Source organism: Archangium sp. (genome assembly GCF_057119385.1).
The window spans coordinates 45,150-69,159 of record NZ_DBNGVP010000070.1 but is presented as its reverse complement, the minus strand read 5'-3'; the positions used below and the strand labels follow the sequence as shown (position 1 = coordinate 69,159).

Genomic DNA, 24,010 nt, shown 5'->3' with positions numbered 1-24,010 from the left:
CGTGTCGGGTGCTGCCTGGAGCGTCCGGCTGCTCCGTGTCTGCGTGATTCCACGTACGGGATGACGGTCTTGTCTCGTGTCTGTGTATTTCCCGTGGCGGTATCTTCACATACTCGGCGTATGTACGGATTTTGACAATATGGGATTGGCTGATTGATTCAGACGTATTCCAGCGAAGCTGGTGAGAGATGTCATCGTTGTAATGCGGGGGAAGATCGCAGAGGGACGAAAAAGTTTCTCCAGCCAGGAAAAGCGGTGTTAAGCCGATTTTACTCGCGGTCCGATGAGCACCGAGTATTATGCCTTTCATCCAACGGCCGAGCGCCCTGGATTCGAGGGGGAAATCCACTCAAGCCACAACCCGTAGTCCGTCCTGTCCACCTCAGGCGTGCCGGGCACCCGTGTGTCTTCTGTCACGGGCGCACTGGGACGCCGGGTGAATGTCACGGGTCCGTGAACACATGGACCTGACGGGAGAGGTGCTTCCTTCGAGCCGCACCCCATGAGTTGTCTGAGAAAGGAATGGTTCACACCATGAAGAAGTCATTGATGCACGCCGCTGTGGTCGTTGCTTCCGTTGCGTCCCTTGGCCAGGCGCAGGCGGCGCCGATGTCGCCCGCCGCCCGTCCCGTGGCGCAGAATTTCTCCGCCCTGGTGCAGGAGAACTTCACGCTGATGGGGGACACGGATGATCCGTTCCTCATCTACTACGTGCCGCGCCGTGGCGGAGTTGCCGTGGACTCGGCGGCGAGCACCAGCCCCATCCCGCGCTTCAACATCTCCGCCTTCTATCCGACGTTCGGCTTCTGGGCGGGCCTCGAGCTGAGCCGCCTGGGCGGTACGCTCTCCACCACCAGCTACCTGGGCGAGCTGCAGCGGCTGCAGAACGAGGCCGCCTCCAAGGGGCTCTACGTTGCCCCGGCGCCGGCCTCCAAGGCCAAGAGCAAGTTCCTGATCACCGGCTATGAGGTAGATGGCCGCATCGACGTGAGCTGCACCAAGGAGAGCATCGAGATCATCGTCAACGGCGTTCCCCGGACGGTGCAGGTCCCCAACTGCTTCACCCGCCAGAACCCGGACGAGCCGTACGCCCTGGACACCAACGTGATGTACAAGTTCGCGTCCACGGGCGTGAACAGCGGCAGCGTCGTGGCCCAGGACATCTCCTTCCAGGCCACCACCCTGCCCGACTACGTCCAGGGTCTGCGGGATGTGATGACGTTCGGCGGCCAGTGGGATAACCTGATCACCGCGAAGGTGGACTGGGAGATCAAGACCAGCAACCTCACCCGCCAGGCCCGCCTGCACGTGAACTGGCAGACGCTCTTCGAGCAGGCCAGCAGCTACGCCTCCATCCACCTCAACTCCTGTCTGGACGTGGAGGTGAAGGCCTTCTTCCAGCGCGTGGTGCAGTGCAACAAGGAGGCCGAGTGCGGCATCCGCATCGAGTACCTCGTGAACGGCGTCTGGGTCCCCACCGCGCCGAATGACGCCAACTTCGTCAACGTGGTGAACGCCGTGGAGCGCCAGGTGAAGGACGAGCTGTTCAACGAGGTGCGCAAGTACACCACGCCGGTGAACGGCCAGGTGTCCGACGAGCGCTCGGCCATCTTCACCCTGCGCGCCAACTACGAGAAGCTGATGATGAGCAAGAACGAGGTCATCAACGTCACGTACAACCCGGGCCCCACGGACGTGACCGCCTCCACCACGCTCAACATCTCCTGCCTCATGGGCGGCTTCGAGAGCGGCCGCGTGACGTGGAACATGGCCGACCCGGGCTGCGTGGCGCTGCTCGGCCAGGAGAACCCGTAATCCAGACGTGAAGTGACAGGGGCGGGAGGCTCTTCCAGAGGGCCTCCCGCTCTTCTCTTTCCCTCACACGCCCTTCATTCCATGCGCATCCATACCCACCTTCCCCTTGCCCTGCTCGGCCTGTTCGCGCTCGTGGCGCCGCGAGCCGAGGCCCAGCAGCTCGACTACGCGCGGACCCTCCACGGTCCCGACATGGTCTTCGTTCCCACCCTGGGGACGAACCGCGGCCCCATCTTCTACACGCGGTACGAGCAGGTGGCCCCCACCTCCTCCACCGCCCTGGGCGATTTCCGCCGCATGATCATCAACCTGTGGCCCACGGCGCACCGGCCCGTGACCCAGTACAACAACTTCCTCACCGCCAATGCCATCACGGACGCGAAGCAGCTCGCCGTCCCCACGTACGGTGCGTGTGAGCCGACGCAGGCCATCAAGGATCGGCTCGCCCACATGCCGGATGGTTTCAAGCCGGCCGCCCTGCCCGGTACCTATCCCATCATCTGCAAGCTGAGCCTCTACTTCCTGCCCGAGGAGGAGGCGGATGTGAGGGCGATGATCGCCGCGGGCCCGGTGATGACGCTGCAGGGCAGCGTTCCGCTCTGCGACGAGTCCAGCCCGCAGGTGAAGGTGCCGGAGATCAACCAGCGGCTCACCACCGATGGCGTCCTGACGACCAACACCGCCGCCGAGGTGACCGGCAACAGCTGGAACGTGCTCTACGAGTCCGCGCGGCTGGCCGTGCTCAGCCCCTCGCTCTTCGGCACGCCGGATCCCCAGGTGGGCTGGGAGGTGTACGCGAAGTCCTTCGTGATGGATCTGACCGCGCAGACGGCCGTGATGTCCCCGGCCACGGCCAGCCAGCCGCAGTACGTCTGCACCCCGGAGCCGCTGGTGTTGCAGTTCGGGCTGTAGGAGCGCCCTTCGTCTTTCATCACCTGAAACCGGGAGTGGCCAGGGCTGATGCCATGGCCGCTTCCGGTGCTGGAGTTTCAGCGCATGTCGAAGAGCATCTGGGTCGTCGTGGGTTGGGGCTGGCTGGTGGCCTGTACCGAGCCCGGGGGAAATGGCAATGGAGTGGACGCGCGCAGGCAGCAGGAGCGGGCCTGCATCCTCCAGCGGCTGCCACCCCAGGGGGATACGGCTTCCGGGTGGGAGGTCTCCGGCTACGTCCTGGTGGATGCGTACGTGAAGTGCAAGGAGACGCCCTCCGAGGCCTCGGCCGAGGACTTCTCCGCCGTGGTCCAGGGGCTGGCCACCGGAGTGCAAGGAGACGCCTCGCGGGTGCGGATCATCGCCCCGTCCGGAGGCTCGCCATGAGATGGGCGCTCCTGCTCTGCCTGGGGGTGGGGACGGCCGCGGCGGCGGGGGCGGGTGCTCCCGTGGAGACGGAGTGCACGGGGTGCCACACCTCCCGGCGCGTCGAGCCGCAGTCCCGCTTTCCCACCGGCCTGGGCAGGTGGAATGACAGTCAGTGCTATGGCTGCCACGCGGAGCTGAACGAGGTGGCCGCGCTGGGCGCGAAGGGGGTGAAGGATCGCCGCTACTACGCCGTGCCCGTGCGCGACGAGAAGCTGGCGCGCATGGCCACCTCCCCGCTGGCCTACATGAATGCCCCGGAGAGCCTCGAGCCCGCGGCGGGGGGCGTGTCCCGCGTGTCCTGGACGCGCCTGGCGGACTTCCTGAAGCGCCCGGCCAGCCTCTCGCCCTCGCAGGGCAGCCGGGCGCCCCGGATGATGGCCTATCCGTCCCTGACGGCCCGGGAGCTGAAGGCCGTGGCCCGGCTGCTGGGCGTGAAGGCGCCGGCCCGGCCCGAGGCCACCGCGACGCTCTCGGACGAGGAGCGGCGGCAGGCCGAGGCGCTGTGGACGGCCCGTTGCGTCACCTGCCATGGCGGCCCGAGCCCCGTGGCGGGCCGGAGCGACGTGGCGTTGGGGCTCTACACCGCCGAGTGGCTGCATGCGTATGCCCATGGCAAGGCCTCCTCCCCCCGCGGGGCGCGCACCATGCCCGTGGTTCCCCTCTCACTCCAGGAAGCGGAGCTGTTGTACCGGCTGTTCGGCGAGAAGCGGGCCGTGGCGGAGCGGGAGCTGGATGCGCGCGTGTCGCGGCTGAAGCCCGAGGACTCGGCCGCGAGAGGCCCGGTGCCTCCCGCCCTGGTGAGCTACCTGTGGGGGCCCTTCTTCCGGGATGCCACGTGCGTCCACTGTCACGCGACGAGCCCCCGGGCCATCGCCGCCTTCACCGCGGACGCGGAGGGGCTCAAGGCCTACCTGCGGCGCAAGTCCGGCACGGAGTTCTGGCGCCGGTTGGAGAGCCGTGCGCTGGAAGCGGAGCACGGGCTCGCCGCCGCGCAGCCTGGTATGCCCATGGCCGGCGTGGAGCTTCCTCGCGAGCTCCGCGCGCTCATCGCCCGTTGGGTGCTGGAGGGCTGCAAGGATCCGCAGGGTCAATCCTGGTGTCAGCGTTGAATGCCCGTGTGAAATTTTACATTCAATGAGGAATTGCGGGTAACGCGGCTTTTACAGATCTTGTCTTGACTTCACCCAGGGTGTTCAGTGTATTTGGAGCCCCATGGTTCGGGTTGACGGCCCGTGACTTCCGACCCCCAGGAAGGGCCGTCACCCATTCCCCCCGCCATACGCTGTCAGCCGTTGCCGATGCCGTGGCAGTCGCAGCACCCCTCGGCTCTCGTCCGGGAGGGCAGGGGTATGTCCATTCATTTGGGAGGGAGTCCGACATGAAGGCGTCCTGGAGCAAGTCGTTGTTGAGCATGGCCGCGGGTCTGGGTGTGTTGGCCGGCTGTGGGGGCGAGAGCGCGCCCGGGGCAGGGAAGAATCCGTCCGAGCTCGGGACGCTCGGTCAGAAGGTGCTGCCGGCCTGTCCGTTCACCACGCCTGTCATCAACATGGACAAGGAATTGGTGGTCCGGGATCTCACCGTCGTGAACGATTCCTGCCGCACCCAGTTCAACGGCACGGGCTGTGCTTCGCCGAGCTCCAGGGGCAAGTGGTCCTTTGGCTATCTCATGTCGCAGATCGCCGGGAACAAGGACGCGGTGGGAACCTCGGAGTTCGTGCTGAACTGGCTCAGCACGTGGCAGACCACCCAGGTCGTCAACGGCCATCAGGTGGCCGCCCGGGGCGGTATCACCACCCGGCTCATCAACACCTGGCGGGCCAAGAGTGGCTGTGCGACGACCGGGCCGTGCACGCTCGATTTCAACCAGGCGCCCTTCCGGCTGCTGGCCATCATCAACCGCATCGACCTGAGCGGGAATGCGTATGGCTCCGCCAGCCCTGGCGAGATGCGCTTCGTCTTCGGCTTCGTGGATCTCAACAAGCTCAGCGACGCGGCCAGCAACAACGGCGCCATGAAGGGCACGGTCATCTTCGAGTACAAGCTCACCCAGCACCTGAACACCTTCGATTGGGCCTATTACTGGCACCAGCTGGCCAACTACCCGTTCGGTGAGTCCTACAACGGCGCGTTGCAGCAGCTCACGGACCTGGTGACCACCTATGATCCGTCGTGGATCCCCGGTGGCTCGGCCATCAGCCAGGTGCGCACCAACGAGATCGAGTTCGACACGGCGTCGCTCGCGAACCGGGCGTGGGAGTTGCGTGAGCAGGTGCGTGACTGCTCCTCGGGTGTCTGTGTTCTGCGGCCGGACACCGTCAAGCTGACGCCCGACAGCCGGTACAACCGGGGGGGCGAGGAGCAGACGGATCCCGCCTACATGGGCACGAACCTGGATGACTACCTCCTCAACAACGCGTCCCTCATCGACCAGGAGGATCTCGCCACCCTGCCGGCGCACATGGTTGGCGGAGCCTCGCGGTCCAAGGGCGCGCTGGGACAGCAGCTCGTCTGGGATCTGTCCTCCATGGCGCAGGGCGCCTACGAGCCGAATGGTGGCAGCTTCAAGACGGCGACCCGGCACTCGTTCGCCCTGCAGACGTGCGGTGGTTGCCATTACGCCGAGACGGGGACGAGCAACTTCCATGTCGCTCCGCGTGGCATCAACCAGATGACCCAGCTGTCTGGCTTCCTCGCGGCCTCCGGCTCCGACTCGCTCATGCCGAACGCCAGTGACGTGTCCAAGCCGCTGTACTACATCTCGCCCACGGATCCGGTGGATGGCGAGACGCGTCAGTACAACGACCTGTGGCGCCGCAAGTGCGAGATGCAGCGGCTGCTGAACTTCTGGACGACGCCGCTCTTCAAGCCGAGCGGCGCTCACTGACGAAGGCAGGGGTGTGGGCCCGGTCCTCCGCATCGCGCGGGGGCCGGGCCTTCTCGTAGCGGGACGTGGAGTGAGGAAGGAACACCGTCAATGATGGACAGCGTTCGCAAGGGGCAGGGGATGCCCGCGGCGGGCCTCGTGGGGCTGGCCGTGCTGGTGCTCGTGCTTCAGGGGTGTGGGCAGACGCCCGGCGGTGTTTCCCCGGAGCCCGTGCTCCCGGGCGGGACCGGAGAGAAGCGGTATGTGGAGGGGGAGCTCCTGGTGCGTTTCCGGGCGCCGTCCCGCACGGGCGAGCCGTCCTCGCTCCACGCCAGGTGGGGTGCGAAGGTCGTCCATTCCTACGCGTCCCTGCCGGGCCTGCAGGTCATCCGGCTGCCCGAGGGGACGGACCTGGAGCGGGCCCTCGAGGCCTACCGGGCGGATCCGCGCGTGCTGTCCGCCGGGTACAACGCCGTCTACTCCAGCGACAGCGTGGCTCCGGTGGTCCCGGATGATTCGCTCTTCGGAAGCCTCTGGGGCCTGAAGAACACGGGACAGGACGCGGGCGTCGCGGGAGCGGACATCGGCGCCACCGAGGCCTGGAGCCTCACGCAGGGCAGCAACGAGGTCGTCCTGGCGGTGATCGACAGTGGCCTCGACTACAACCATCCGGACCTGGCGCCCAATGTGTGGACCAATCCCGGGGAGATTCCGGGCAACGGGCTCGATGATGACGGCAATGGCTATGTGGACGACGTGCATGGCATCAACGCCATCACCGGCACGGGCGATCCCATGGACGACGGCAACCACGGGACGCACGTGGCGGGCATCCTGGGCGCGGTGGGCAACAACGGGCAGGGAATCGCTGGCGTCAACTGGAACGCGAAAATCATCGCCTGCAAGTTCCTCGACAAGGCGGGCAACGGGACGGAGGCGAACGCGCTCAAGTGCATGGACTACCTGTTGCGCCTGAAGCAGCGCGCGAAGAACCCGGTCAACATCATCGCCACCAACAACTCCTGGAGCTGCCGGTCCCGCACCTGCAACTCGGAGCTCATGCGCACGGCCATCCTGAAGCACCAGGAGGCGGGGATGCTGTTCGTGGCGGCCGCGGGCAACGTCAACGCCAACATCGACACCGCGGAGAGCTGGCCCGCCAAACACCAGTTGCCGAACATGCTCGTGGTCGCGGCCACGGACCGGAAGGATGCGCGGTGGAGTTTGTCGAGCTACGGCCCGCACACCGTGCACCTGGGCGCTCCGGGCGTGGACATCCTCAGCACGGTGCCGGGCAATGCCTATCGCAGCTTCAATGGCACCTCCATGGCCTCCCCGTACGTCGTGGGCGTGGCCGGCCTGCTCGCGGCGCAGGATCCCACCCGGGACTGGAGGGCCATCAAGAACCTGCTGCAGGCCGGGGCGCAGCCCATTGCCAGCCTGTCGGGATTCACGATGACGGGCCGGCGTCTGCGCGCCTGGGGGCCCGGGGGCACGGGTGCATTGAATTGCGAGAACCAGACCCTCACCCAACGGCTGGCGCCCATGGTGACGTCCGGCCGGGTGGCCACGGTCGTCGGGTTTCCGCTCCCCCTCTCCGTGTTGAACATCCGCTGCGCCGTGCCCGCGGGGGATGTCTCCGTGCGCGTCGCGGGGAGCGCGGAGACGGTGGTCTCCCTTCATGATGAGGGCGGGGGAGGGGACCTGGCGGCGGGTGATGGCCTCTACTCGGGAGAGTTCACCCCGGAGCAGCCGGGCACGTACACGCTCACCTTCCCCGGGGGCGAGTCGCTCACCGTGGATGTGCTCAACCACTACGTTCCCGCGGAGACACGGCCGTTCTCCTACGAGACCATGACCGAGGCGAACGTCCGCGTCGACGGGGCCTCCGACGAGACGACCAGCGTCATCTCCGCGCCCTTTCCCATCCGCTTCGCGGATGTGTCCGATGGGTTCACCACGCTCTACGTGAACAGCAACGGCTACATCGCCTTCGCTCCCGTTCCGTCCGCCTCGGCCAACACGGCCCTGCCCTCCACCTTCTTCCAGACGGCCATCCTTCCCCTCTGGCAGAACCTGGAGGTGCCGGGTGTCGAGCCCTCGGGCCTGTACCACGAGACCCTTGGCACCGCGCCGCACCGGAGGTTCGTCATCGAGTGGCGCGACGTGGCCATCTCTCCCATCTTCCCGGTCCAACCCCTCAAGTTCCAGGTGGTGTTCTTCGAGAACAGCTCGGACATCGCGTTCAACTATGCCCAGGTGTTCTACGGGGACGCGGACTACCCGGAGCTCGACAACGGCGGGAGCGCCACGGTGGGCATCCAGCTGCTGCCCACGGCCGTCCAGCAGTTCAGCTACCTGGAGCCCCGCCTGGCGGATGGCACCTCCCTCCTGTTCAAGACGATCCCACCGGAGACTTCTCCGAACGTGCCGGTGGTCACCACCCCTGTCATCACGAGCGGCAGCCCGAAGGAGGGGAGCCTCGTCTCCGTCCAGGCCTCCTTCCGCGTGGCCAACGCGGAGGATGGTCCCTGGAAGGTCGAGTGGAGCTGCCACTACGACGGGGTGGACTTCGTGCCCGAGCAGGAGGACCTCGATGCTCCGCAGGGGCTCGTCATCCACACCTGTGATTACGCCAGCCAGGGTGACTACAAGGTGGCCCTCCGGGTCACCGGCCGGTCCGGCGAGGCCTCGCAGGTCCAGTGGACGGCCGTCACCGTCGCGGATGTCAGCCCGAGGGTCCTCTCGTTCTCGGCTACTCCGTCGAGTGGAAGCGCGCCCCTGGTGGTGGACTTCACGGTCTCCGCCACGACGGGGGCCGAGGACGGCACCACCGACCCGGTGAGCGGTTACGCGTGGGACTTCAATGGGGATGGGATCTTCGAGGCGGAGACGGCTGCTCCCACGGCCCGGTACACGTACACGCAGGGCGGCACCTTCACGGCGCGGGTCCGGGTGCGCGACATGGACAGCCACACCGACGCGCAGGCGCAGGTGGTGGTGCAGGTCATCACGCAGAACCAGCCGCCCACGATCAATCCCATCACCACCACCCAGACGGCCTACTGCGGTACGCAGTACTCGCTTCAGCTCTCCGCCTCGGATCCCAATGGGGATCCGCTCTCCTTCTCGTTGACGCAGTATCCCTTGGGGATGACGATCGATTCCTCCACGGGGATGATCCGCTGGACTCCCCCGGCGTGCGCGTGGGGCTACTTCTCCATCGTGAAGATCAGTGTCTCGGATGGCCGGGGAGGGACGGGCACGGCACAGTTCACGCTCAATGTGCGCAACAAGCAGAGCGCTCTCACGGCGCCCCAACTGCTGGAGCCGGAGGGGGATGCGCCCGCCGGGCCCAGGTCCCTGACCTTCATCGTGCGGAACGTTCCGCATGCCGGAGACGCCCCGTTCACCTATGACTTCGAGCTGCTCGATGTCATGGCGGGCGGCGAGGTGGTGCACTCCCTGCAGGGCATCGAGGAGGGCCGGGACGGGAGTACCTTCTTCACCCTCGACGGCGCGCGGCTCGAGCAGGGCAGGGCCTATGCCTGGAGGGTTCGTGCCGTTTCGGCCACGGACGGAGCGGGGGAGTGGTCGGAGCCCCGCCGCTTCCAACTCCGGCAGGTACCCGGGAGCGTGCCCCCTCCCAACCCAGGAGAGGGAAACATGGGTTGCAGCGCGATGCCCGGCGCCTCCGCCCCCGTCCAGCTCCTGCTGTTGCTCGCGCTGACGGGCACCGCTCGCCGCCGGGGACGGATCCCCTGACGAATGACCCGGGATGCGCCTATAAGGTGCCTCCCATGGATTCGAAGTTGCGACAGGTGGTGGAGGTGCTGCTGGGCGAGCAGGTGGTGTGGCTCGCCGAGAAGCCCGCGCCCGGCGTGGAGCCGGGACCGCGTGAGCTCTTCTTCAGCGTGGGCTCGCGCGGCGAGTCCCTGCCGCCCCATCCCCGCATGCTGGCGTGGAAGTTGCCCCAGTGGATGCGGCGCTCGGTGCGCTCCACCACGGGCGCCGTCCTCCTGTCCGCCGAGGAGCTCGACGCCTTCTCCCAGGAGTTGAGGAAGGGGCAGCCCGAGGGCTCGTTCGGCCCCCTCACCCTGCGCGTCCACGAGCCCACCCTGGACGTGCTCTGCGCCACGTTGCTGGCCATGTACCGGCTGCTCCACGGTTCCTGGCCCGAGGGCGTCGAGGCCCTCGTCGACTACGTGGGCGAGTGGGAGCAGGGCCACACCGAGACGGTGGGAGACTACGAGCGCGCCCTGGGCACGGTGTTCTACGCCGCGCTGAACCTGTGGCCCTCGGAGACGGATCGTCCCACCCGCGAGCTGCTGGAGCTCCTGGCCACCGTGGTGGATCGCGGCCGGCTCTCCGTGGAGCTGACGAAGCTGCCCGATTCGCTCATCCCCCCGGCCATCTCCCGCCGGCTCAAGGCCGACGAGCGCCTCTACCGCGCCGAGCTGTCGCGGTCCCAGCGCGTGCAGCTCGACATCCCGCTCGGTGACGAGGACAACGGAGCCGTGCGGCGCGTGGACGCGCTCTTCCTGTCCTCCTTCCAGGACGTCACCGTCCTGCGGCTCCTCGCGCGCACCGACACCGAGAACACCCACTACGGCCAGGGTTTCGACTTCATGGCCATCCACATCTCGCGGCCGGACCAGTCCAAGCCCTGGCATGCCTTCTCGCTCACCCCCGAGCGCGCGGGGACGCTCGCCAACCTCGCGGGTTACCTGGATGAGCTCGAGGGAGAGCGGCTGCCGGATGGGAGCCCTCGGGCCCGGGGGGCCCGGCGCTTCGAGCGCCAGCCCAATGACTACTCGGACCCGTGGTACTCGGATGGCTATGCCAGCCCGATTGGCCGCTCGACGATGGTGGCGGGCCCCTACTCGGGCACCCGGCAGTCGCGCCGCGAGCTGTGGGAGGCCATCTGGAGCCGCTTCAACGTCGGCCGCCACGTCCACGTCCTCAAGGCCCACACCGTGTTCGCCCGGCCCTTCCTGTGGCGGGGACCGGCGCCCGACGTGGAGCTCGTGTCCCGAGGCTTCCGCCGGTGCGATCTCTCCAACCAGGGCTCGGCCTTCCACCCCGCGGTGGTGCACTCCTTCCTCGGCGCCACCCCCGAGGCGGACGTGCTGCACTACGAGAAGCCCACCGACGGCCACACCGTCCGCGTCTCCGTCTACCCGAACCGGCTCGTCGTCGTGTGGATCGAACGGCCCCGGGCGGCGGACACCTCGCTGTACGAGCTCGCCCGCGAGCAGGCGGCGCTCGTGGAGAGCAAGGAGCTGTGGGAGCTCGAGCCCCTGCGGGGCCTGCCGCCCTGGCTCGCGCCGCTGGGCCCGGAGCGCTGGCTCGTCTACGGCGGTTATCGGATTTCCCGCGGCCGCTCGTCGATGCTCGATGACTCGCGCTCCATGCAGGGGCTCTTCTACGCGCTCGCCACGGGCACGGAGCCCACGCTGGAGAAGCTGCCGTCCGAGGCCGCGTCGGAGAGCCGCCGGGTGCTCCGGGACGCGGCGGGCGAGACGGAGCACTGGCTGACCTCGACGGGCGGCGCCCGGATCGACTTCCTCATCGAGGAGGAGGAGCGCGGACCGCTCGCGTGCGACCGCGACTTCCTCCTCTTCCTGCTGACGATCGGCCAGCGCTACTCGGCCTTCGAGACCAGCCGGCGCATGGCCGAGGTGGAGCAGCGCTACCGCACCTCGCGCTGGCAGAGCCTGCGGCCGGCGCGCAGCGTCCGCTCGGACGTGATGCTCTTCACCAACTCCCTGTGGCACACGCGCGTGAGCGAGGATCCGGACATCAACGCGCGCTACCTCGCCTGGCACTCGCTGCACGGATTGCAGGAGACGGTGGAGGCCATGAAGGACCAGGCCGCGGAGCTGGACCAGTACAAGCGGGACCAGTTCGACCGGATGGTGGGCATCCTGGTGTTCGTCTTCCTGCCGGTGAGCCTCGCGTGCGGCTTCTTCTCCGGAGCGCAGTTCCAGGAGATGAGTCCCTCGGTGGGCATCCCCGGCACCACCACCGGCTGGCTCATCTTCCTCGGCTACACGGCGGCCTTCACGGTGCTCGTCTTCGGCACCGTGTTCCTCGCGCGGGTGATGAGCTGGCGCAGGCGCTGAGGGGCTCGCGGCTCCTCCCCGGATGCGCGTGGGCAGCCCGCCGGAGCTGGTCAAACGGGTGCTGACGGCGTGAGGGCCGATCTATAGAGTCCACCCGCTCATCCGCCTTCCCTGAGCGAAAGGACCAAGTGAGGACGATGAAGAAGCTTCTTGGGTGCGTTGTCGCTGTTGTCGTGGCCCTCACCGCGCTGCCCGCCTCGGCGCAGCTCCAGCTGCCCGCCGCGAGCCCGTCGGCCAAGGTGTCTCAGGACGTGGGTCTGACCGAGATCTCCGTCGACTATTCCAGCCCCGCCGTGAAGGGGCGCAAGCTCTGGGGCGAGCTCGTCCCCTTCGGGCAGGTGTGGCGCACCGGCGCCAACATGGCCACGAAGATCTCCTTCAGCCGGGATGTGACCTTCGGCGGCAAGCCCGTCCCCGCGGGCACCTACTCCCTCGTCACCATCCCCGCCGAGAAGGAGTGGACGGTGGTGCTGAACAAGGAGCTCGGCCTGTTCGGCGGTGGCAAGGCCTATGACCAGAAGGACGACGTCGTCCGCGTCTCCGCGACCCCCGCCGAGGCTCCCAACCGCGAGCGCATGACGTTCCTCTTCTCCAACACCACCGAGGACCAGACCTCGCTCGACCTCGAGTGGGGCACGCTGCGCGTCTCGGTGCCCGTCAAGACCGACACGGCGGCGTACGCCCAGGCCAACATCCAGGCCACGGTGAACGGTGCGTGGCGCTCCCTGGCCAACGCGGCCCGCTATGTGGCCGACACGTCCAAGGACTACAACACCGCGCTCGGCTACGCGGATGACTCGCTGGCCATCCAGTCGCACTGGTACAACAACTGGATCAAGGCCGACATCCTGGCGCGCACGGGCAAGTACGCCGAGGCCCGCAAGTTCGCGCAGACGGCCTGGGACCTGGGCCAGAAGGACCAGAACTTCTTCTTCAAGGATCAGGTCGCCAAGGCCCTCCAGGACTGGAAGGGCAAGAAGTAGTCACCGGGCGGTTCCAGCCAGCAGCCGGCGATAGAGCGCCTCGTAGCGATCGATCGCCGGCCCGAGCTGGAAGCGCATCAGGACGTTCTCCCGGGCACGGCGGGAAAAACCCCGCCAGTGCTCGGGCTCGCGGACCAGTTCGAGCACGTGGCTGGCCATGGCCTCCACGTCGCCCACCGGCGCGAGGTAGCCCGTCGTCCCGTGCTCCACCTGCTCCGGGATGCCGCCGATGTTGCTCGCCACCACCGGGATGCCGCAGCTCAGGGCCTCGAGCGCCGCGAGCCCGAAGCTCTCCTGTTCACTCGGCAGGAGGAAGACGTCCGCCGCGGCGAGGATCTCCACGAAGCTCTCCTGCTTGCCCAGGAACGCCACGCGGTCCTCCAGCCCGAGCTCCCGCACCCTGCGCTCGGCGGGAGAGCGCTCGGGGCCGTCACCGATCATCACCAGCCGGCAGGGGCGCCTGCTCTGGACGGCCGCGAAGACGGACACCACGTCGCCGATGCGCTTCACCGGCCGGAAGTTCGAGACGTGGATGAGCACGGGCTCGTTCTCCGTCAGGCCGGGGAAGAGCTGGCGCAGGTGGGTCCGGTCGCGCGCCGGCCAGTAGCGCTCCGTGTCGACGAAGTTGGGGATGACGTCGATGGGGAAGGTCTCCGGGATGCCGAAGCCCTCCCAGGTGGCGCGCCGCAGGAACTCCGAGGGCGTGGTCACCGCGTCGCTGCGCAGGATGGAGAAGCGCGTGATGGGCAGGTAGGTGGGGTCCGTGCCCACGAGCGTGGTGTCCGTGCCGTGGAGCGTCGTCACGATGCGCGGCGCCTTGTTCCCCAGCACCTCGCGCGCCATCCAGGCCGCCGTGGCATGGGGCACCGCGTAGTGGACGTGCAGGATGTCCAGGTGCTCGTAGCTCGCGACCTCGATCATCTTCGAGGCGAGCGCCAGCGGGTACGTCCCCGAGTGGGCGAGCGCCGGGTAGTCGCTCTCCGTCACCTCGTGGAAGAGCACCTTGCGCGTCATGCCATGCAGCCGCACCGGCAGATCGCGCGCGATGAAGTGGACACGGTGGCCGCGCTCCGCCATGGCCAGACCGATCTCGGTCGCGACCAGGCCGCTGCCTCCAAAGGTGGGAAAGCAGGTGATGGCCAGGTTGAGACGGTCGCTCATGGGAGTGCGGGCCGAGGTCACGGCTTCAGGTCCTTCAGGTTGCCCGAGAAGGGCTCACAGGCCTCCAGCACGAGCCGCGTGAAGGCGTGGGAGCCGAGTCGGCTCGCGTAGTAGGGCAGGGCGTGGATGCGCTCCTGGGGCGCGCCGTCCGGAGCGAGGTAGCCCCGCAGGCGCTCCACGCGCTCGAGGGTGGTCTGATCCCGCTGCGTGATGGTGCGGCCGTACCGGGCCGCGAGGCGCGAGACGCCCCGGCGGACGGTCTTGTCGGTGCGGGTGATGGCCTGGGCGAAGGCCGGGTCGATGGCGGCCATGCGCTCGCCGAGGCGCGCGAGCTCGGAGGCGAAGGCGCTCAGGAGGCGGGCCTCGACGGCCTCGGGTGTCTCGAAGGCTTCTCCGCCGTCGCGGGCGGCGAGGCGGGCCAGCAGCTCGTCACGCGGGGCGTTCGCGTCATCCGGTGCGAGGCCGAGCGTGTCGAGCAGGCGGCGTGCGCGATCGTCGATCACCCGGAACCGGGCGCGCGGCACGATGAGCGGCATCGGCAGGCCCGCGTGCGCATACAGGGGCGCGAGCTGCGCGAAGTAGGCGATCTCCCCCGGCCCGCCGACGTAGGCCGCCGTGGGAAGCCAGGAGTCCTGGAGGATGGGCCGCAGCAGCGCCGACGTCGTGAAGCGCAGCGGCTCGCGTTCCAGCCAGGAGCGGAGCCCGGCCGTCGTCACCGAGGCGCCCTCGGGGTGGCCCACGAGGCTCCAGGAGCCTGGAGTGGTGGAGGGATCGAGCCGGTAGCGCGCACCCTCGGTACCGTCGGGAGAGAAGAAGTTCAGCGGCGCGCCCGGACGGATGTGGACCTGCTCGGAGAAGCCCGCCTGGGCGAGGGCATGGCCCCGCTCGGCGAGCTTGCTACAGATGGGCGCGGCCTCCTCGATGGCACGGCGGTGGATGGGCGCGGCGAGCGGCGCGAGGCGCGGGTCTCGCGGGTCGAGGAACACGAGCCCCTCCTCCGCGAAGAGCGCCGAGAGCACGTCGGCGAAGGCCTCCGCCAACGTTGCCTCGGGGCGGTAGGCGCGCTCGAGCAGGGACAGGTGCTCGTCCGCGTGGGGATTGCCGCCCAGCTCGGCGCGCAGGGCCGCGAGCGCACCGGTGATGCTCGGACCCAGGTGGCGGTGGGCCACCGGAACACGCGAGGTAGCGGCATCGGGCAGCTCCAGGGCCAGGCGCAGGGGCCCGCCAGCGGAGCGCGGAACGAAGCAGTGATCGATCTCGGGAAGGTCGTGGTCCTCGGTCTGCAGCCAGAAGACGGGGACACAGGGCCGGCCGGTCTCCTCCGCGAGGGCGCGCGCGGCGACGATGGCGGAGGCGGCCTTGTAGACCGTGAAGAGCGGCCCCAGGAAGAGCCCGACCTGCTGACCGGTCACCACGGCGGTCGTGCCGGGACGGGCGAGCAGCTCCAGGTTCTTCTCGCGGGCGGGGCTCGGCGCGAGGCGCGCGTTGCGAGCCACCAGCACGTCATGAATCGCCGGAGCCATGGGGCGGGAGGCCGCGGCGGCCACGGCTTCGGCGCGGGCGCTCCGGTGCCGGAAGCGGTCGGAGAGGAATTCGAGGGCTCGCGGATCACCGCGCAGCCAGGAGGCGGAGAAGGAGGAGGCCACGGGCGGCTTGTAACACGGACCCGCATCGGGAATTCCCGAAGGATTCCTCACACCCTCGGGGTGGCGTTCCTTGTTAGGGTCCGCCCGGAATGCGGACCCTGGTGATCTTCGGAATGGCAGTGGCCATGAGCCTCGGACTCTCGTCGGTTTCACTCGCGCAAGCGCCCCGGCAACCCCATGCGGGAGAGCTCGCGGCGGACCTCCGGCGCCTCGGCGTCACGGGGAGCGTGCTGTACGTGGCGGCCCACCCCGACGACGAGAACACGCGGCTGCTGGCCTATCTCGCCGGTGAGCGTGGATTTCGCGCGGGCTACCTCTCGCTGACCCGTGGCGATGGCGGGCAGAACCTCATCGGCACCGAGCAGGATGAGCTGCTCGGGCTCATCCGCACGTACGAGCTGCTCGCGGCGCGGCGCATCGACGGCGCCGAGCAGTTCTTCACGCGGGCGAGGGACTTCGGTTACTCGAAGAGCGCCGAGGAGACGCTGCGCATCTGGGACCGGGAGCAGGTGCTGGCCGATGTGGTGCTCGCCATCCGCCGCTTCCAGCCGGAGGTGATCATCACGCGCTTCACCACCCAGCCGCCGAACCACGGGCAGCACACCGCGTCGGCCCTGCTGGCGGAGGAGGCCTTCACCGCGGCGGCCGACCCGAAGCGCTTCCCCGAGCAGCTCGCGGAGGTGAAGCCGTGGAAGGCCGACCGGCTGTTGAACAACGTGTCCACGTGGAACTTGAAGCCGGACGCGGACATGTCCGCCTACCTCAAGCTCGACGTGGGCGGATACGATCCGCTCCTGGGGCGCTCGTGGGGGGAGATCTCCGCGGAGAGCCGCAGCCAGCACAAGAGCCAGGGCTTCGGCGTGCCGGCCGATCGTGGAACGCAGCTGGAGTACTTCAAGCCCCTGGCCGGAACGCAGCCGAAGTCCGATGTCTTCGAGGGGCTCGAGCTGTCGTGGCGGCGGTGGGGCGGCACGGAGCAGGTCGTCCGGACCATCGACGAGGCGGTGAACGGGTTCGATGCGCGCGCGCCCCACAAGAGCGTTCCGGCGCTCCTGCGCGTCCACGAGGCGCTCTCGGCGCTGCCGGACAGCAACCCGTGGAAGGCCCTCAAGCTGCGGGAGACCGAGGAGCTCATGGCCGCGTGCGCGGGCCTGTTCCTCGAGGCGCGTGCGGCGGAGGCGATGGCCGTGCCGGGCAGCCAGGTGGCGTTGAACCTGGTGGCGCTGAACCGCTCGCCCGCGGCGTTCCGGCTGGTGGGCGTGACCCTGCCGGGCGGCGAGTCCGTGGCCGCCGGTACCGAGCTGGCCGGCAACAAGCCGTTCAAGCTGTCCAGGACGGTGGCGATTCCGGAGACGGCCCGCATCTCCACGCCCTACTGGCTGCGCAAGCCCGTCGCCGGTGGCCTCTATGCGCTGGAGGAGCAGGACCGCGCGCTCGTGGGCAGGCCCGAGGGTGAGCCCGCGATGTCGGTGACCTTCCTCTACGAGGTGGGCGGCAAGCGCTTCTCCGTGGTCCGGCCGGTGGTCTACGTGTGGACGGATCCGGTGCGGGGCGAGCTGTACCGCGCGTTCGAGATCGCCCCGGCCATCACGGCGACGCTCGACCGGGAGGTGCTGATGTTCCCCAACGGCGCGGCCCAGGCCGTGTCGGTGGTGCTGGCCGCGGGCCGGGCCGATGCGGAAGGGAAGGTCCGGCTCGAGGTTCCGGCGGGCTGGCGTGCCGAACCCGCCGAGGTGCCCTTCAAGCTCGCCGCGCGCGGAGATGAGCGCACGGTCCGCTTCCAGGTGACTCCGCCCAAGGGCGCGAGCGAGCGGGGCCGGCTGCGGGTCATCGTCGACAGCGGAGGCCGCTCCGAGTCGTGGCGGGTCCGCTCGGTGACGCACGAGCACATTCCACCGCAGACCGTGCGCCAGCCCTCCGAGGCGGCCCTGGTGCCCTTCGCCCTGGCCACGAAGGTGCGGCGGATCGGTTACATCCCCGGCCCGGGTGACCGCGTGGCGGAGAGTCTCGCGGCCGTTGGCTATGAGGTGACGCTGCTGCCCGAGGAGCGCCTGGCCTCCGAGAAGCTCGAGGGCTTCGAGGCCATCGTGGTCGGGGTGCGTGCCTTCAATGCCAATCAGCGCCTCGCCCTCCACCACGAGCGGCTCATGCGCTACGTGGAGCAGGGCGGGCGGCTCATCGTGCAGTACAACACCAACAGCCGCGTGGGCCCGCTCAACGCCTCGCTCGGGCCCTATCCCCTGGAGCTCGGCCGCGATCGCGTGACGGACGAGACCGCGGCGATGACGCCCGTGGATCCCAACCTCCCGCTGCTGAAGGGACCCAACCGCCTCACGGCCGCCGACTTCGAGGGCTGGGTCCAGGAGCGCGGGCTCTACTTCGCCTCGAAGTGGGACGAGCGCTACAAGCCCGTGTTCGCGATGAACGACCCGGGGGAGGAGCCGCTCCGGGGTGGACTCCTCGTCGCCCGTCACGGCAAGGGAACCTTCGTCTACACGGGCATCGCGTTCTTCCGCCAGCTTCCCGCGGGCGTGCCCGGTGCCTACCGCCTGCTCGCGAACCTCCTCGCCCAATGACAGACGCCTCGAAATCCCCTGAAACGGCCCCGGCCCGCGCGCAGCGGCCCGAGCTCGACGACGCGCCACCCCTGCTCGGGTCCTGGCGCAACATCTACCTCGTCGTGCTGGGCACTCTTGCCTTCTTCATCGCCCTGTTCTGGGCGCTCACCCGGGCCTATTCGTGACACTGCTCGACTGGCTGGTCCTCATCGGGACGACGGCATCCATCGTGGGTTGGGGGCTCTGGCGCACGCGCGGCGAGAGCAACACCGCCGAGGGCTTCCTGCGCGGCACCCAGGACTTGCGCTGGCCCACCATCGGCCTGTCCGTCATGGCCACGCAGGCCAGCGCCATCACGTTCCTCTCCGTCCCGGGCCAAGCCTACGAGGACGGGATGCGCTTCGTGCAGTTCTACTTCGGCATGCCGATCGCGATGGTGCTCATCAGCGCCATCTTCATCCCCATCTACTACCGGCTGAACGTCCTCACCGCCTACGAGTACCTGGAGTCGCGCTTCGATCTGAAGACCCGCCTGTTCGGCGCCTTCCTCTTCCTCGTCCAGCGCGGGCTGGCGTCCGGCATCACCATCTACGCGCCCGCCATCATCCTCTCGGCCGTCCTCGGCTGGCCGCTCGAGCCGACCATCGTGGGCATTGGCGCGCTCGTCATCGTCTACACGGTGACGGGTGGCTCCAAGGCCGTCAGCCAGACGCAGAAGCAGCAGATGGTGGTGATGCTCGGGGGCATGGTCGTGGCCGCCATCGTCATCGTCTGGCGGCTGCCCGAGCACGTGTCCTTCGGCCGCGCCGTGGATGTCGCCGGAGCGCTCGGCCGCATGAACGTGGTCAGCTTCGATCTCGACATGCAGGACCGTTACAACATCTGGTCCGGGCTCACCGGTGGGTTCTTCCTGGCGCTGTCGTACTTCGGTACGGACCAGTCCCAGGTGGGCCGCTACCTGACGGGCCGCTCCATCGCGGAGAGCCGGCTCGGGCTGCTGTTCAACGGCGTTCTGAAGATCCCGATGCAGTTCCTCATCCTCTTCGTCGGGCTCCTGGTCTTCGTGTTCTACCAGTTCAACGCGCCGCCGCTGCTCTTCAACCAGCCGCTGCGCGCGAAGGTACAGGCGACCGCGCAGGCGGGCGAGTTCGCCGCCATCGAGCAGAAGTGGGCTCAGGTGCAGGCCGACAAGCGCGCCGAGGCCGACCGCTACCTGGCCGCGCGCGAGGCCGGTGATGCGTCCGCCGTGGACAGTGCGCGCGAGCGGCTCCGGGCCGCCGCGAAGACGGCCGACTCGGTCCGCAAGGAGGCGAAGGCCGTGGTGGCTCGCGCGCTGCCGGGCACGGAGACCAAGGACTCGGACTACATCTTCATCTCGTTCGTGAAGGACTGGATGCCCAGTGGGCTCGTGGGGCTGCTCATCACCGTCATCCTGGCGGCGGCCATGAGCTCCATCGCCAGCGAGCTCAACGCCCTCGGTGCGACGACCACGGTCGATTTCTACCGGCGGCTCGTGCGCCCTGATGCGTCGGATCGCCAGGTGCTCGTGGCCTCCAAGCTGTTCACCGTCTTCTGGGGCCTGGTCGCGGTGGGCTTCGCGAGCTTCGCGTCGCTGCTCGACAACCTCATCCAGGCGGTCAACATCCTCGGCTCCATCTTCTACGGGACGGTGCTGGGCATCTTCCTGGTGGCCTTCTTCTTCAAGCACGTCCGCGGCCACGCCGTCTTCTTCGCCGCGCTCGTCTCGCAGACGACGGTGATCGCCCTCTTCATGTTCAGCGCGATCGGCTACCTCTGGTTCAACGTGATTGGCTGCGCGCTGGTGGTCGTCCTGGCCCTGGTCCTCCAAGTGGTCATGCCCCGGGCCCCGGAGGCTCAGCCGTCGCCGGGCTAGCGAGCGACCGGGCGCTGGCTCGGGTGTGAGGTGCCCCAGGGAGCTGGGGCCATCTCCCAGGAGTCTCCTGCCAGGAACTTGCGGGGATCCCTTTTTTACCCGTTAATTCGTTTTATTGGGATGGCGGCGGATCTGGGCCGTCCTCATGGAGGAGAGGGAGAAGCCACCATGAAGGGTCGTGCAATCGCTCTGGGGTTGACCGCCTGTGTGATGGTGTTGGCGGGAGCGTGCGGGGGGACGGAGGCGTTGGACGAGGCCGACGCGCCGGAGACCGCCTATGACTTCTATCCCGACTCCCACTACATCATCTGCACCTCCGCGAGCAGCTGCCCCTGGGCTGGCGAGAACTTCGAGGCCTATGCGGAGGGCGCGCTCGTCGAGTGCTCGAGCGACTCGTCCCAGCGGGCCCATGTCGAGGTGACGTCCGGGTGCCTCGCGTCGAAGTCCGCGGGCACGGGGCGCCAGGGGTGGACGAGCACGTCCAACTTCCGGGCGCTCTCGCGGCTGTACGTGGATGGCAAGAAGGTGGGCTGGAAGACCGCGGCTCCGAGCTACCGCGCCTCCATCCAGGACTGGCAGGCGGATGCTCCCGCGTGGGCCGGGCTGCATGTCTTCGCCCGCTACCAGACCGAGAACGACCTGTACGTGGCGTCCTACCGGAAGGACGGGCTGGTCACGATCAAGAAGAAGCTGGGCGGCGTCTCCACCACGCTCGCGCAGAAGATGCTCGGGGCTCCGGAGACGCGGACGTGGCACACCGTGAAGCTCTCGGTGAGTGGCGACACGCTGCAGTACTTCGTCGACGGCGCGCTCCAGCTCACGGCCCACGACACGAGCCTGACCTGGGGCACGACGGGCCTGCGCACCGACTCCATGGACGTGTACCTGGACGACTGGAAGCTCGAGTAGCGGCCATGACCTCCGGGAAGTTGCCTCCAGAGCAGCCGGGCAACCGGCGGTGAGCCGAGGCGTTCCCGTGCGCCAGTGGACTTTTCACGGTCACCGGACAGAATAAAGCCCTGCTGCAACTTCGTTGCAGGAGGCAATGCCCAGGACTCGTCATGTCCTGTCTGTTCTGCCAGTGCGCCGCCACAACCCTCACGCACTTCTGGTAGACCTCCCCCTTCGCGGTGTGTGGTGAACCAAGGGGTTGGCCGCGAAACAAGAAAGGGACGTATGAACGACGTTTGGATTCACGCCGCGGAGCGCGGCCGCTCTCTCCTCCAGCGTGCCGCTCACAGACTGACGCCTGTCCGCGCGATTCTGCTCATCGTCAGTTGTCTTGCAGCCGCCGAACCCGCCCTTGCGCAAGTCTCGCCGTATCAGTGGCAATACAAGGCCAGCAACACCAACGGCGTTACTTGGGTGACCTCGCGAGCGTATGGCTCGTGGCAATCCCAGAAAACGCCCAGTGGGGCGAAGATCCTCATCTCGACAGGTCCGGGGACCGTACAGCCGCCCGGGAAGACGACGCACTTCCTCCAGTTCGACTTCATGGCCGTCAACTATTTCGGCTCGGGAGGCCACTTCGGGGCGTTTGCTCGAGGTGACATCTACACCCCTTCGCCGGTCTACCAGTCCGTCCCATACCCGTTCCGAGGCCATGGTGTGATTCTTGGAAATGTCTCCGGATACCCCACGCACCAGCACCCAGGCGTTGGTTCCGAGTGGCAATGCAACGCCCCGCCCCTTCCAAGCACGATCGCGATTGAAGCCGCTGGAGACCACACCTTCGGCCACTGGTTGCCGAATTGCGTATTCGGTTCGAACAGCTACGGCCCGGCGCTCGAGAACTTCAGGCAGTACAGGGTCTCGATTGCGGTCACGTACCATGACCCCGGGCCTGGGAGCGTTGGACGTTACACCACGAGCTGGCATCTATGGGATCTCGACAACTGGATGTTCCTCGGTGGGCGTCAGCTTTCCTACAACTACGAGAAGCAGCTGCTGAACGGCCGGCCCATTGGTGGTTGGTTCATCGGAGAGGCCTTCAACGACGGGAATTGGGAGCTGTACCTCAACAACGTGTCGGAGGGGTGGCAGTAGAGGCCCCGAGAGCGCGTCGATCCATCCCTGAGGGGACTCTCCCTCGGAGCGCAGCCCGGGACCCGAGAGCAGGTGACCAGGCCGTACCAGGATGACCCGAGCCGAAGGAGGGTCTGGCGTGCAGGGAGAGCGAAACGAGAAGCCTCGGGCACAGTCGCGTCTGGAGATGATGCGCGGGGCCGCGGCGGTGGCCGTGGTGCTGGCGGCGTTGGTGGCGGTGGCGTGGCAGTTCGTCGAGCCCGCTCCGCCGCACACGGTCGTCATCGCCACGGGTTCCGCGAGTGGGGCGTACCACGCGGTGGCCCGGCAATACGCCGAGCACTTCGCGGAGGCAGGGCTCGAGCTCGTCGTCCGGGAGACGGCCGGCTCCATCGAGAACTACGCGCTGTTGGGCACACCGGGCTCTGGTGTCGATGTCGCCATCGTTCAGGGAGGCACGGCTCCGGCGGAGAAGGAGCGGCGGAAGGAGCTGGTCGCGCTGGCGAGCCTGTACCTGGAGCCGGTGTGGGTGTTCTACCGGGGTGAGGCGCAGCTCGACCGGCTCGGCCAGTTGGCGGGCAGACGCATCGCGGTGGGTGCGGAGGGCAGCGGTGTGCGGGCGCTGGCGCTGGAGTTGCTGGCCGCGGGCGGAGTGGTGGGTGGGCAGGCTGGGACGACGCTGGCCGACCTGGGTGGGGACAAGGCCGTGGCGGCGCTGCGCGAGGGCTCGGTGGACGCGGCCCTGTTCGTCATGGGACCCACCGCGCCGTTGATCTCCGAGCTGATGCACATGCCCGGGGTGCGGCTGATGAGCTTCGAGCAGGCGCATGCCTACGCGCGCAGGTTCCGGTACCTGTCACCGGTGACGCTGCATCGGGGGTCGCTGGACCTGGTGCGAGACCTCCCGGAGCGGGACGTGCAGTTGGTGGCGCCCGCGGCGGTGCTGGTGGCGCGCAAGGACGTGCACCCGGCCGTGGTCGCGTTGCTGACCGAGGCGGCGGTCCGGACGCACCGGAACGGCGATCTGCTCAGCGAGCCCGGGAGGTTTCCGAATGACACGCTCACGGAGCTGCCCGTCAACGAGCAGGCGCGGTACTACCTGACGCACGGTCCGGACTTCCTGCGGCGCATGTTGCCTTTCTGGCTCGCGGCGCTCATCCACCGGTTCGTGGTGCTGCTCATTCCGCTCTTCGTGGTGCTGGTGCCGCTGTTGCGGCTGACGCCTCCGGTGTACCGGTGGAGCATCCGTTCGCGCATCTATCGCTGGTATGCGCGGTTGCGAGTCATTGACGAGCGGCTGCGCGGCGCGCCGGATGTCGAGCAGATGCGGAAGGATCTGCTGTTGCTCGAGCAGCTCGAGCATGAGATTGGCGGCTTGAAGGTGCCGCTGAGCTACATGGACGAGTTCTATGATTTGCGCCTGCACGTGGGCTACATCCGCGGCCGGCTGGAGGAGCGGCTCGCGGTGCCGGACGCGCCTCGTCCAGAGGTCGCGCTGAAGCACGGCTGATGGCTCCCGGGTATCCTTCATGATGGGTGTTGACGCGGTGGAGCGCCCATGAAAAAGGGCCTTACGGATAC

General features: G+C 68.1%; 16 protein-coding genes. 14 read left to right on the top strand and 2 right to left on the bottom strand.

Features of this window, described 5'->3' with window-relative positions; genetic code table 11:
- Nucleotides 1-534: 534 nt before the first annotated feature.
- The 8 genes from AC16DP_RS16500 to AC16DP_RS16465 all read left to right on the top strand — a co-directional run bounded on the left by AC16DP_RS16500 (nucleotide 535) and on the right by AC16DP_RS16465 (nucleotide 13,145).
- A complete protein-coding gene (locus tag AC16DP_RS16500; RefSeq protein ID WP_329727152.1) occupies nucleotides 535-1,815 on the top strand; it encodes a hypothetical protein in 1,281 nt (426 codons plus the stop codon).
- An 81-nt stretch (nucleotides 1,816-1,896) separates the two neighbouring features.
- A complete protein-coding gene (locus AC16DP_RS16495; protein WP_329727153.1) occupies nucleotides 1,897-2,727 on the top strand; it encodes a hypothetical protein in 831 nt (276 codons plus the stop codon).
- An 84-nt stretch (nucleotides 2,728-2,811) separates the two neighbouring features.
- Nucleotides 2,812-3,132, top strand: a complete 321-nt coding sequence (locus tag AC16DP_RS16490; protein ID WP_329727154.1) for a hypothetical protein — start codon at nucleotides 2,812-2,814, stop codon at nucleotides 3,130-3,132.
- Entirely contained in the window at nucleotides 3,129-4,283 is a 1,155-nt protein-coding gene (locus AC16DP_RS16485) for a hypothetical protein (protein WP_329727155.1), read from the top strand. The genes AC16DP_RS16490 and AC16DP_RS16485 overlap by 4 nt, the downstream gene beginning before the upstream one ends.
- 269 nt (nucleotides 4,284-4,552) lie before the next feature.
- Nucleotides 4,553-6,058 carry a hypothetical protein gene (locus tag AC16DP_RS16480; protein WP_329727156.1) on the top strand — a complete coding sequence of 502 codons (1,506 nt, stop codon included), beginning with the start codon at nucleotides 4,553-4,555 and terminating at the stop codon, nucleotides 6,056-6,058.
- A 90-nt stretch (nucleotides 6,059-6,148) separates the two neighbouring features.
- The gene (locus tag AC16DP_RS16475) at nucleotides 6,149-9,802 is read left to right on the top strand and encodes a S8 family peptidase (RefSeq protein ID WP_329727157.1); all 3,654 of its coding nucleotides are present in this window, start codon (nucleotides 6,149-6,151) and stop codon (nucleotides 9,800-9,802) included.
- Between the two features lie 35 nt (nucleotides 9,803-9,837).
- Complete coding sequence (locus AC16DP_RS16470) at nucleotides 9,838-12,162, top strand: hypothetical protein (protein ID WP_329727158.1); 2,325 nt, start codon at nucleotides 9,838-9,840, stop codon at nucleotides 12,160-12,162.
- 137 nt (nucleotides 12,163-12,299) lie between these two features.
- Nucleotides 12,300-13,145: a DUF2911 domain-containing protein gene (locus tag AC16DP_RS16465; protein WP_329727159.1), complete on the top strand. Its 846-nt coding sequence runs from the start codon at nucleotides 12,300-12,302 to the stop codon at nucleotides 13,143-13,145.
- Here the strand turns inward: AC16DP_RS16465 and bshA are convergent, their stop codons facing one another.
- Nucleotides 13,146-14,306, bottom strand: coding sequence for an N-acetyl-alpha-D-glucosaminyl L-malate synthase BshA (bshA, locus tag AC16DP_RS16460; protein ID WP_329727160.1), 1,161 nt, complete (start codon nucleotides 14,304-14,306; stop codon nucleotides 13,146-13,148). It lies immediately after the preceding gene.
- Between the two features lie 17 nt (nucleotides 14,307-14,323).
- Nucleotides 14,324-15,952 carry a bacillithiol biosynthesis cysteine-adding enzyme BshC gene (gene bshC / locus AC16DP_RS16455; protein ID WP_329727161.1) on the bottom strand — a complete coding sequence of 543 codons (1,629 nt, stop codon included), beginning with the start codon at nucleotides 15,950-15,952 and terminating at the stop codon, nucleotides 14,324-14,326.
- Between the two features lie 125 nt (nucleotides 15,953-16,077).
- On the opposite strand from bshC, the gene AC16DP_RS16450 reads away from it, so the two are divergent.
- The 6 genes from AC16DP_RS16450 (at nucleotide 16,078) to AC16DP_RS16425 (ending at nucleotide 23,939) form a co-directional block, all read left to right on the top strand.
- Nucleotides 16,078-18,528: a PIG-L family deacetylase gene (locus tag AC16DP_RS16450; RefSeq protein ID WP_414640684.1), complete on the top strand. Its 2,451-nt coding sequence runs from the start codon at nucleotides 16,078-16,080 to the stop codon at nucleotides 18,526-18,528.
- Nucleotides 18,525-18,695, top strand: coding sequence for a hypothetical protein (locus tag AC16DP_RS16445; RefSeq protein WP_329727163.1), 171 nt, complete (start codon nucleotides 18,525-18,527; stop codon nucleotides 18,693-18,695). Before AC16DP_RS16450 ends, AC16DP_RS16445 begins: the two co-directional genes overlap by 4 nt.
- Nucleotides 18,692-20,404, top strand: a complete 1,713-nt coding sequence (locus AC16DP_RS16440) for a sodium:solute symporter family protein (protein WP_329727164.1) — start codon at nucleotides 18,692-18,694, stop codon at nucleotides 20,402-20,404. Before AC16DP_RS16445 ends, AC16DP_RS16440 begins: the two co-directional genes overlap by 4 nt.
- A gap of 168 nt (nucleotides 20,405-20,572) precedes the next feature.
- Nucleotides 20,573-21,313 (top strand): hypothetical protein, encoded by a 741-nt coding sequence (locus AC16DP_RS16435; RefSeq protein WP_329727165.1) that lies wholly within the window; start codon nucleotides 20,573-20,575, stop codon nucleotides 21,311-21,313.
- 267 nt (nucleotides 21,314-21,580) lie between these two features.
- On the top strand, nucleotides 21,581-22,450 hold the full coding sequence (locus AC16DP_RS16430) for a hypothetical protein (RefSeq protein ID WP_329727166.1): 870 nt from the start codon (nucleotides 21,581-21,583) through the stop codon (nucleotides 22,448-22,450).
- 118 nt (nucleotides 22,451-22,568) lie between these two features.
- Nucleotides 22,569-23,939, top strand: coding sequence for a TAXI family TRAP transporter solute-binding subunit (locus AC16DP_RS16425; RefSeq protein WP_329727167.1), 1,371 nt, complete (start codon nucleotides 22,569-22,571; stop codon nucleotides 23,937-23,939).
- Nucleotides 23,940-24,010 lie beyond the last annotated feature (71 nt).

Excerpts from the sequence above, each read along its gene's own strand:
- AC16DP_RS16500 (WP_329727152.1), top strand. The coding sequence starts at position 535 with ATGAAGAAGTCATTGATGCACGCCGCTGTGGTCGTTGCTTCCGTTGCG.
- AC16DP_RS16495 (WP_329727153.1), top strand. The coding sequence starts at position 1,897 with ATGCGCATCCATACCCACCTTCCCCTTGCCCTGCTCGGCCTGTTCGCG.
- AC16DP_RS16490 (WP_329727154.1), top strand. The coding sequence starts at position 2,812 with ATGTCGAAGAGCATCTGGGTCGTCGTGGGTTGGGGCTGGCTGGTGGCC.
- AC16DP_RS16485 (WP_329727155.1), top strand. The coding sequence starts at position 3,129 with ATGAGATGGGCGCTCCTGCTCTGCCTGGGGGTGGGGACGGCCGCGGCG.
- AC16DP_RS16480 (WP_329727156.1), top strand. The coding sequence starts at position 4,553 with ATGAAGGCGTCCTGGAGCAAGTCGTTGTTGAGCATGGCCGCGGGTCTG.
- AC16DP_RS16475 (WP_329727157.1), top strand. The coding sequence starts at position 6,149 with ATGATGGACAGCGTTCGCAAGGGGCAGGGGATGCCCGCGGCGGGCCTC.
- AC16DP_RS16470 (WP_329727158.1), top strand. The coding sequence starts at position 9,838 with ATGGATTCGAAGTTGCGACAGGTGGTGGAGGTGCTGCTGGGCGAGCAG.
- AC16DP_RS16465 (WP_329727159.1), top strand. The coding sequence starts at position 12,300 with ATGAAGAAGCTTCTTGGGTGCGTTGTCGCTGTTGTCGTGGCCCTCACC.
- bshA (WP_329727160.1), bottom strand. The coding sequence starts at position 14,306 with ATGAGCGACCGTCTCAACCTGGCCATCACCTGCTTTCCCACCTTTGGA.
- AC16DP_RS16450 (WP_414640684.1), top strand. The coding sequence starts at position 16,078 with ATGAGCCTCGGACTCTCGTCGGTTTCACTCGCGCAAGCGCCCCGGCAA.
- AC16DP_RS16445 (WP_329727163.1), top strand. The coding sequence starts at position 18,525 with ATGACAGACGCCTCGAAATCCCCTGAAACGGCCCCGGCCCGCGCGCAG.
- AC16DP_RS16435 (WP_329727165.1), top strand. The coding sequence starts at position 20,573 with ATGAAGGGTCGTGCAATCGCTCTGGGGTTGACCGCCTGTGTGATGGTG.
- AC16DP_RS16430 (WP_329727166.1), top strand. The coding sequence starts at position 21,581 with ATGAACGACGTTTGGATTCACGCCGCGGAGCGCGGCCGCTCTCTCCTC.